Source organism: Hydrocoleum sp. CS-953, from assembly GCF_002260545.1.
Lineage (GTDB): Bacteria > Cyanobacteriota > Cyanobacteriia > Cyanobacteriales > Microcoleaceae > Trichodesmium.
Map to the genome: position 1 here is coordinate 1 of NZ_LGSU01001291.1, position 9,365 is coordinate 9,365.

7 protein-coding genes, 1 tRNA gene, 1 pseudogene and 1 other annotated feature are annotated in these 9,365 nt (G+C 35.7%); of the genes and pseudogenes, 6 read left to right on the forward strand and 3 right to left on the reverse strand.

The features are described 5' to 3' along the window. Window positions 1-48 precede the first annotated feature (48 nt). The 6 genes from AFK68_RS23065 to rplJ form a co-directional block, all read left to right on the forward strand. A tRNA-Trp gene (locus tag AFK68_RS23065) sits at window positions 49-120 on the forward strand. Between the two features lie 628 nt (window positions 121-748). Beyond that, the gene (gene secE / locus AFK68_RS23070; protein WP_094673748.1) at window positions 749-973 is read left to right on the forward strand and encodes a preprotein translocase subunit SecE; all 225 of its coding nucleotides are present in this window, start codon (window positions 749-751) and stop codon (window positions 971-973) included. Further along, window positions 970-1,644 (forward strand): transcription termination/antitermination protein NusG, encoded by a 675-nt coding sequence (gene nusG / locus AFK68_RS23075; RefSeq protein ID WP_094673749.1) that lies wholly within the window; start codon window positions 970-972, stop codon window positions 1,642-1,644. Before secE ends, nusG begins: the two co-directional genes overlap by 4 nt. Then, complete coding sequence (rplK, locus tag AFK68_RS23080) at window positions 1,644-2,069, forward strand: 50S ribosomal protein L11 (protein WP_094673750.1); 426 nt, start codon at window positions 1,644-1,646, stop codon at window positions 2,067-2,069. The genes nusG and rplK overlap by 1 nt, the downstream gene beginning before the upstream one ends. 380 nt (window positions 2,070-2,449) lie before the next feature. Next, window positions 2,450-3,166: a 50S ribosomal protein L1 gene (rplA, locus tag AFK68_RS23085; protein WP_094673751.1), complete on the forward strand. Its 717-nt coding sequence runs from the start codon at window positions 2,450-2,452 to the stop codon at window positions 3,164-3,166. Between the two features lie 29 nt (window positions 3,167-3,195). Then, window positions 3,196-3,385: a sequence feature (ribosomal protein L10 leader region), on the forward strand. A gap of 170 nt (window positions 3,386-3,555) precedes the next feature. Then, window positions 3,556-4,036 (forward strand): 50S ribosomal protein L10 (gene rplJ, locus AFK68_RS23090; protein ID WP_143438162.1); only part of this gene is annotated, 481 nt, incomplete at its 3' end. A gap of 674 nt (window positions 4,037-4,710) precedes the next feature. On the opposite strand, the gene AFK68_RS23100 is transcribed toward rplJ, so the two are convergent. The 3 genes and pseudogenes from AFK68_RS23100 to AFK68_RS23115 all read right to left on the reverse strand — a co-directional run bounded on the left by AFK68_RS23100 (window position 4,711) and on the right by AFK68_RS23115 (window position 9,265). Continuing rightward, window positions 4,711-5,538, reverse strand: a complete 828-nt coding sequence (locus AFK68_RS23100; RefSeq protein WP_094675434.1) for a CHAT domain-containing protein — start codon at window positions 5,536-5,538, stop codon at window positions 4,711-4,713. A 61-nt stretch (window positions 5,539-5,599) separates the two neighbouring features. Further along, window positions 5,600-7,326, reverse strand: a pseudogene (locus AFK68_RS46165) (tetratricopeptide repeat protein); the annotation flags it as partial. A gap of 1,720 nt (window positions 7,327-9,046) precedes the next feature. Continuing rightward, on the reverse strand, window positions 9,047-9,265 hold the full coding sequence (locus AFK68_RS23115; protein WP_094675440.1) for a hypothetical protein: 219 nt from the start codon (window positions 9,263-9,265) through the stop codon (window positions 9,047-9,049). Between the last annotated feature and the right edge of the window lie 100 nt (window positions 9,266-9,365).

Below are 9,365 nucleotides of genomic sequence, written 5' to 3' on the forward strand. Positions count from 1 at the left end.
AACAAAAGTTGTCGAGGTAGATTAGATAAAATCTAATACCTCAACTATGCGCTCTTAGTTCAGTTGGTAGAACGCAGGTCTCCAAAACCTGATGTCGGGGGTTCGAGTCCTCCGGGCGCGCTGAATCACTAAGTTAAAAATACTTTTTCCTTTCCTCTAAGATGCTGAGGTGACTGGAACAAAACTTAATCTTCTGCTAAGGGACTCTCTATTTCAAATAAGTTTCCCTGACCCAAAGATTAATCAAAACATTGGTAGAATAATCGTCTTGGCTTCGAAAGGAGAGAACAAAAGAGCGAATTGGTCAACATAAATCAATGTTGCATTTATACCTGAAATTTGCTAGTATAAATAAGGTTGTTGGGCTGAGAATTGCAGTCTTTGAAGCAATCATTCAGAACGGAAAGAGGTTCGGCCTTCGAGGCTGGTGCTATCTAAAGCATAACGGGACTTTTAATCTTTGATTTTGTAGCAACTAACTAAGTTTATTGCTGGGAAACACTCAGAAACTTTCAAATGGACGGGTTGGAAAACTTAAGACTAGCACATTCGTCCTTGAGTATCTAATGAAACTTTAACCCGGTGGAAAGAGTTTCTGTGGGTTTTATTTTTGCTTCTTGTAGAGCCTTGATTAGTCGATGGCTTTTTAAGCAGCAAAGCCTGAACTATGAGGTTGAGAGAGCTACCGTTATAGCATAAGCATGAGTGATGACATAACATCACAAACTAAGGGGAGAAAGTAATTATTGTGGCCAAAAAAGAGGATATAAAAGTACAAGAAAATAAGGAAGGTTTTAGTCCTGTAACTTTTTTCCAAGAAACAAAAGGAGAACTAGATAAAGTAGTATGGCCAAGCAGAGAACAACTTATAAGTGAGTCTGTTGCTGTACTATTGATGGTTATTCTCTCAGCAACAATCATTTACCTAGTAGATGAGTTCTTTAGTTGGGCAGCCGGGGTGGTGTTTGGATGAATTTATATTCAGAAGAAACACAAGAGACAAAACAATCAGAACAAGGAGGAGAAGAAACTAAAGAGTTTAAAAAAGGAGAGCTGCGGTGGTATGCAGTACAAGTTGCCTCTGGCTGTGAAAAACGGGTTAAAGCTAATTTATCTCAGCGGATTCAAACTCTTGATGTTACAGATAAAATATTGAAAATAGAGATTCCTCATATACCTGCAATTAGGCTTCGTAAAGATGGTAGTCGTCAACATAGTGAAGAAAAAGTTTTTCCTGGCTATGTATTAGTACAAATGAAGCTAAATTGGCATGAGGAACCAAAAGAATGGAGAATTGATGACGAAGCATGGCAGGTTGTCAAAAGTACCCCAAATGTGATTAACTTTGTAGGGGCTGAACAAAAGCGTCGCTATGGAAGGGGTCGCGGTCATGTTAAACCATTACCTCTAAGTCCTTCAGAAGTAGAGAGGATCTTTAAGCGAGCTCAAGAGCAAGAGCCTATGCTAAAAGTAACAGTGGCAGAAGGAGACCATATTACGGTACTTTCAGGGCCATTTAAAGACTTTGAAGGTGATGTAATTGAGGTAAGTCCAGAAAGAAGTAAATTGAAGGCGCTATTATCCATTTTTGGACGCGATACGCCTGTAGAATTAGAGTTTAATCAGGTAGAAAAACATAACTAATGGCAAAAAAAGTCGTGGCGCTGATTAAGTTGGCTATTACGGCAGGAAAGGCTAACCCTTCTCCGCCTATTGGTCCAGCTCTAGGTCAGCATGGTGTGAATATTATGGCGTTTTGTAAGGAGTATAACGCCAAAACTGCAGACCAAGCGGGTACAGTAGTACCAGTAGAAATCTCAGTTTATGAAGACCGTAGTTTTACTTTTGTTCTGAAGACTCCACCTGCAGCAGTTTTAATTAAAAAAGCAGCAGGGGTAGATCGTGGTTCTAGTGAACCACATAAGACAAAGGTAGGCTCTATTACACAGGCTCAACTCCAAGAAATTGCCCAAACAAAAATGCCAGACCTCAATGCTAATGACATTGAAGCTGCAATGAAAATTGTGGCAGGTACAGCAAGAAATATGGGTATTACGATCGCTGATTAAGTAGTAGGGGAGTTAGGGAGTAGAGGAGTAGGGGAGCAATTTTTTAATCTTTAGTATGCTCTTTATACTAACCTGGATGAGAATTTTAGAGTCTTGAACTGGTAGTTTATTAAAGACTCCAAAAAGGCACTTCCCTTATATATGCAAATAATTTGAGAATTAATCAGCAGAGTCAGAATTAAAACTTTAATCTCTTTGACCATGGGATAGAGGGTGTGTAATTCACCCAGTCAGAGTAATACCTGCAAAATTAATTAAGGATATGTCATATTTGACCATATTTTTATGAACTATTAATTCAATTTCTAATAAAAGTCAAACTGAAAGTAAAAAATATAGGGGGAGAAGCAGAGCTTCGTTAGGTACCCCAGGAGGATTAAATGCCAAAAAAAGTCTCTCGTAGATTAGAAGAACTAAGAAAAAAAGTAGAAGAGCGAGCTTATGAACCAGAAGAGGCACTTCAACTTTTAAAAGAAACAGCTACAGCAAAATTTCCAGAAGCAGCAGAAGCTCATATTCGTTTAGGAATCGATCCTAAATATACAGATCAACAACTACGAACTACAGTAGCCTTGCCGAAGGGAACAGGTCAAACAATTAGAATTGCCGTCATTGCTAAGGGTGAGAAAGTTAACGAAGCTCTATCAGCAGGAGCAGACTTAGCAGGTTCAGAAGAGCTAATTGAACAAATTAGTAAAGGTATGATGGATTTTGACAGGTTAATCGCTACACCTGATGTGATGCCTCAAGTAGCAAAACTAGGTCGTTTACTCGGACCGAGAGGTTTAATGCCATCCCCGAAAGGCGGTACTGTAACTTTTGACCTGGCACAAGCAATTGACGAATTTAAAGCAGGTAAGTTAGAATTTAGGGCAGACCGAACTGGTATTGTTCATGTTATGTTTGGTAAAGCTTCTTTTTCAGCAGAAGATTTACTGATAAACTTAAAAGCTCTACAAGAGTGTATTGACCGCAACCGTCCTTCTGGTGCTAAAGGTCGCTACTGGCGTAGTGTATTTATATCATCAACAATGGGGCCTTCAATAGAAATTGAAGTTAATAGTTTGCGGGATCTAAAATTAACGGAAGCAGCTTAATTTCAATTTATTGAGATTTTTCAAGCTAAATAATCAAAATCAAAGAGCTGAAGACAGTAGGTGCTAATAGCTTAATTTCCTGCCGAGGTTCAAGAGTTAATTATTCAAAGACAACAATAGAGGGTTTTGTAAAAGACCCTAATTTAATTGCTTGATTTGGATTTTATAATTCTTAGCCCTGGCAGATACCAAAATCTGCCGGGGCTTTTGATTTGTCAAGGAGCTTGAATCTGATAAATGCGGTGGGCTTGACCGTCAATGCCTGTGGATGAGCAACCGTCTACGGCCTCGTACGGACGTTGCATGCAACGTCCGTACAGCAGGAAGTAAACATCAATTTGTCAGATTATGTGACAAATTGTATCAGTTTTATAAAGCAGGTGATAAATATGGGCAAAACTAAAGAACAAAAACAGGAAATGTTGGCAGATATCAAGCAAAACTTGAGTGAAAGTCAACTAACCCTGGTGATTAATTATCAAGGATTATCTGTTGCTGAGATTACAGATCTCCGCAGGAGACTAATACCTACAGGTAGCGTTTGTTCAGTTACTAAAAATACTTTGATGGGAATTGCCGTTAAAGAAGATAGTAACTGGCAACCTATGGAACAGTTACTTGCAGGTTCTAATGCTTTCCTTTTCTTGAAGGATGATATTGGCGGTGCCATTAAGGCATACCAAGACTTCCAAAAAGCCACCAAGAAAACAGAATTTAAGGGTGGCGTCATGGAAGGGCGAGTGCTGACTCAAGATCAAGTTAAAGCGATCGCCGATCTACCTTCTAAGGAGGAGTTAATTGCTCAAATTGCTGGTTCTATTAATAGTATCGCTAGTAAGTTGGCTGGTACATTGAATGCTGTACCTACTCNGCGTCATGGAAGGGCGAGTGCTGACTCAAGATCAAGTTAAAGCGATCGCCGATCTACCTTCTAAGGAGGAGTTAATTGCTCAAATTGCTGGTTCTATTAATAGTATCGCTAGTAAGTTGGCTGGTACATTGAATGCTGTACCTACTCAGCTTGCTACTGGTATTAATGAGGTTCCAGCTACTGTAAGTAGGGTTCTGAAAGCAGTTTCCGAAAAGGAAGAACAAGGAGAGTAGGGGAGTAGGGGAGATGAGGTATATTGAAATATTTTTCAACCTTTTTCTCGTAAGGGTCACTCCTGCTAAAAAGTTAATTGAATTTTGGTAGAGATACCAAATGGGTTCTATAAGGAATTTAAGCTTTCTTTTTTCCTGCTTTTTACCCAATTATTAATTATTAAATGATTCTGGTTTAAAGCATCCCCTTGGATAGGGGAAAAAAGAAATTATATTTCCTGATATTCAATCCTCTCAGTTTTAACCAGAGGTAATTATCAATTATCCATTATCCATTATCAATTAATGAAAGGCTCCGATACCAAAGGACATGATATTAAGTGAGAATAAGTAAGTATTGAGCTATTAGCATTTTTATTCCGGAATGTTCTGCAAACAGCTATCAGCTTTTGAAGTCTCCCCCTATTCCTATGAATAATAACTGTTAACTGATAAATGTTTTAAGAAATACCTTGGGAAATAAAACCTGCCCAATAATAAGGATGAATAAATGGAAAATTCTGCTGAGAAAACCATGATAACTTTTCTTTTTGTTGTTGAATTTTTTCTGAATTTTCGTGTTTCATATATTGCTCTAGATATTCTTCTAATTGCTTTTTGTAACTACTAAGTTGAGTTCCTGTTAAATACCGAAGTTGATTTTGAGCTTTTTCTAATGCTTCGGAACGCTTATATTTTTGGCGATGTTGATAGTAGAAAAGGCAAAATAATGCTCTAGTTAAATCTTCCACTGACCATAATGAACTAATTACATGGCGGGCACCTGCACTAATAAAAGCAGTAGCAAATGTCAGGATATCGTCGGAAATTTCAGTTTCATTTAGATTAATGTCGCAACTAGAAAGAAATACATCAAATAATTCAGGTAACTGCCAAGTAAGAATTTTACTCAGAGGTATATCCCCATCAAATAATTTGAGTTTTGATGCTAAAGGGTTGACGATATTTGTACTAGAAAGATGACTGGAGTGTAGCACTTGTACTTGTTGAATAAAGTTGTGGTAATTATTAATTGTTGCTTGGCTATATTGGAGACGTTTTTGGGGAGAAATTAAGTGCATATTTGCTAAATTTTCGGATTCATATCTTGTATAAAACCTATTATCTATAGGAGTTTCTACAATTGCCATTTTACGAGGATTAGGAATTAGTATTCGCTCTGAACAATAACTGAGAATTTGACAACTAGGTACAACTCTTAAACGGAAGTAATCACAAAAATATTTGGTTTCTTTTTGCCTAATAACTGGTAAAGCAGCAAAAGGTATTTGATGTAGATATACCTCTGAGTAAAATTCTTACTTGGCAGTTACCTGAATTATTTGATGNACAATTGCCATTTTACGAGGATTAGGAATTAGTATTCGCTCTGAACAATAACTGAGAATTTGACAACTAGGTACAACTCTTAAACGGAAGTAATCACAAAAATATTTGGTTTCTTTTTGCCTAATAACTGGTAAAGCAGCAAAAGGTATTTGATGTAGATATAAATGAGGGACTATAATTAATTCTTTTACCTCAGCTAGTTGTTCAATTAGTTGATTTAATCCTAATCTATTTGCTAATTCTGAGAGAAAATTTTCCATCTGATTCTGCCACTCACTGGTATTTTTACCATGGAGTTTTAACCAATTATGATGTATCCAATTTTGTAGATTTTCAATTCCTTCTCGTTGACAAATATGAACATTAAGTTCCTGCTGAGTCAGGATAAATATATAAGTATTGTTGCTAGTGGAATAAAAATCAAGAACAGCAGTTTCCTCATCCTTAATTAACTGCTGAATTTCTGTAAAACTTAGGGATGTAACTTGTAATTGTTCTGCCAATACACGATTACTACTCCTAATTTTTTCCCAAAGTTGTTGCTGTTTTTCTCTCAATATGGAAATTTTTTCTAGGCTCTCAGATTCAATTTCTTTGATGGTAAACTGAGTTCCTACTGTGATAGGTTTATTAATTCTACTAACATCAAAATTTAGTTGATTAATTTGTTGTTGTAGATGATAATATTCTTCTACTTCTGGTGACTTTTCAACATCTTGATAAATGTCATTAATAGTTATCAATTCTACTAAACGACGGGAGCGAGAAGCTTCTACATATTCTAATGCTTGTTCATACTGCCCAATATTTACATAACACTCTACGATATTGCCATAAATATAAATTGATTCGGCTAAAATCTCTTGGTAAGATGATTCACTTTTTGCCAAACTTTGAGTCATTTCTAGGAAATTAATTGCTACTTGATAATTTTCAATAGCAAGTTGCCAGTTTTCTTGCTTAAATTCTAAATCTCCTAATTTTCGATAAATCTGTAGACACTCTAGTGGAAATTTTTCTACAGTAAAAATTTTTAATGCTTCTTGATATGCTCTAATACCTAAGTCAATATTTTGTTGAAAATTAGCAATATCTTCTGTGGCTTTATAACCATAAGCATCTCCAAGATTTTTGTGAATAATTCCCCACCATAAAGTAAATTTTTCTGGATTAATAACTTCCAGTGCTTGTTGATAAAATTTAATTGCTAGTTCGATATTTTCAGCTCTCTTTTCCGTTTCTCTATTTAGGTAGGCAGCGCCGAGATTAATTGAAATTATCGCCCAATCTAAGAGATTATCTACAGTAAAAAATTTTAACGCTTCTTGATAAGCTGCTATTGCTAATTCAATATTTTCGCCTACTTTTCCTCTGACTCTATTTAAGTAAGCTGTGCCAAGATTCTTTTGAATATTTGCCCAGTGGTTAGGTTGATTTTCGTGATTAATAACTTGTAACGCTTTTTGATAAACGTCTATTGCTAATTCAATATTTTTCTCTAAGTTTCCTGCTATTCTATTTAGATAAGCATTACCTAGATTACTTTGAGTTATTGCCCAATCCAGAGAATTTTCTGACTGAGTAATAACTTGTAATGCTTGTTGATAAGCGTCTATTGCTAATTCAATATTTTCCTCGAAATTTCCTGCAATTCTAGTTAAGTAGATATTTGCTAAATTATTTTGAATAGTCGCCCATTTTTGAGGATAGTTTTCTTTCGTAATAATTTNAGAGAATTTTCTGACTGAGTAATAACTTGTAATGCTTGTTGATAAGCGTCTATTGCTAATTCAATATTTTCCTCGAAATTTCCTGCAATTCTAGTTAAGTAGATATTTGCTAAATTATTTTGAATAGTCGCCCATTTTTGAGGATAGTTTTCTTTCGTAATAATTTCTAGTGCTTGTTGATAAGCAGCGATCGCTTCCTCAATATTCTTGGTTTTATCTCCTTCAATTCTAAAGCTATAAGCATTACCTAAATTACTTTGAGTAATTCCCCAGTCTTGAGAATTATCTTTTTTATCTATTAGGTTCAATGTTTGTTGATAAATTTCTATCGCCTGTTCAATATTTTCAGATTTTTCTCCATATATTCTGTGTAGGTAGGCAGTAGCAAGGTTGTTTTTAATGCTTACCCAATTATGGGATTGAGAAGAATTATCGTAAACAGTTAATGCTGTTTTATATCCAGTAATTGCTATTTCTAAATTATTGGCTTTGTTTCCAAGAGAAAACTCTTGTATCTGATTACTAAAATTTACTATATCTACAGCAATTTGATGAGCTTCTTCTGGTTTTATTTCTTTTAAAGTTGAGGTTGCCCAAGTTTCCAAGGTTTCTACTAAACCTTGGTCTAGTTTGTTGAGGTTTTCTTGCAAAATATGGTGAATAATTTGAGGATTGTTTTTGCTTTCGTGGGTTGCTTGTAATACCTGGGTTAAGAATTCTAAATATTCTAAAGGGGTTGCTGTTGCTGAGGTGTTTTCTGTAATTGATATTTCTAATTTTTCTGATAGTTGTACTGCTAAGGTGAGTAGGATTTCTTTAACTTCTTGGTTTCCTTTTTCTCCTGATTTATGAGCTACCATTATTATTGTTTGGAGTAATCCTTTATCTAATAAGTCTTGGTTGCTTGCTAGGATTTGACTTGTTTTTTCTGTGGGGGTACTTAAGAGTTTTTGAATGAGATTTATATAGGTTTGGATGCGGTTTTGGTTCATTATTTTATTTGCTTTTTCTGTACCAGTCTTAATACTTAGGTAGTACAGTTGATTAGCTCTTAAATCCGTAAAGTATATCTAATCTTATCTCTAGTTAAATATTTATCGTTGCTATGCTCGAAAGGTAGTATGTGCAAGGTTATAATCCTAGAATATTTTGATGAGAATTAGGTTGTTAACTTCACTGTCTGTAGGTTGTCTAAAATTTTTTGGGGTTGAATCTTTATCTTTTTGAACTTACTACCTAATACTTTCTTGAAATAGCACACAACTAAAGGTTACCAAAGTTAAAAGTCAGAAGTTGTTTTTGTTGCGGGGATGGGTGAGCAATCCTGCAAAAATATTTTGTCTTCAAAGGTAGGGTTACACGACTCAATTATTTTGATAAAAGGATAGGGATGCCAAAATAGTCAAAGTAAAGATGTCATTTCATAGACTGCTTGAGTTTTTCCTTTAACTATTGCGGATGTCGCAATAGTCTCTTCATTTTCTGAAGCTTCCGAAAAATTCGACCTTGGAGGCTGCCTAACTTTTCCTCTTAATTAACTATTGCGGATGTCGCAATAGTCATTTCATTTTCTGAAGCACTCGGAAATTCGACCTTGGAGACTGCCTAACTTTTCCTTCTTAATTAACTATTGCGACATCCGCAATAGTCTGCTCATTTTCTGAGGCACTTGGAAAATTCGACCTTGGAGACTGACTTATTTTTTCCTCTTAATTAACTATTGCGACATCCGCAATAGTCTGTTCATTTTCTGAGGCACTCGAAAATTCGACCTTGGAGGCTGACTTATTTTTTCCTCTTCATTAACTATTGCGGATGTCGCAATAGTTGATTCATTTTCTGAAGCACTCGAAAATTCGACCTCGGAGACTACCTTAGTTTTTCTGCTAATTATTGCGGATGTCGCAATAGTTGATTCATTTTCTGAAGCACTCAAAAAACTCGACCCCTGAGGCTGCCTAACTTTTCCTCTTAATTAATTATTGCGGATGTCGCAATAGTCTGTTCATTTTCTGAAGCACTCGAAAAACTCGACC

What these genes read in the sequence shown, in the direction of transcription:
- rplK (WP_094673750.1), top strand. Translation starts at nt 1,644, where the DNA reads ATGGCAAAAAAAGTCGTGGCGCTGATTAAGTTGGCTATTACGGCAGGA.
- rplA (WP_094673751.1), top strand. Translation starts at nt 2,450, where the DNA reads ATGCCAAAAAAAGTCTCTCGTAGATTAGAAGAACTAAGAAAAAAAGTA.
- nusG (WP_094673749.1), top strand. Translation starts at nt 970, where the DNA reads ATGAATTTATATTCAGAAGAAACACAAGAGACAAAACAATCAGAACAA.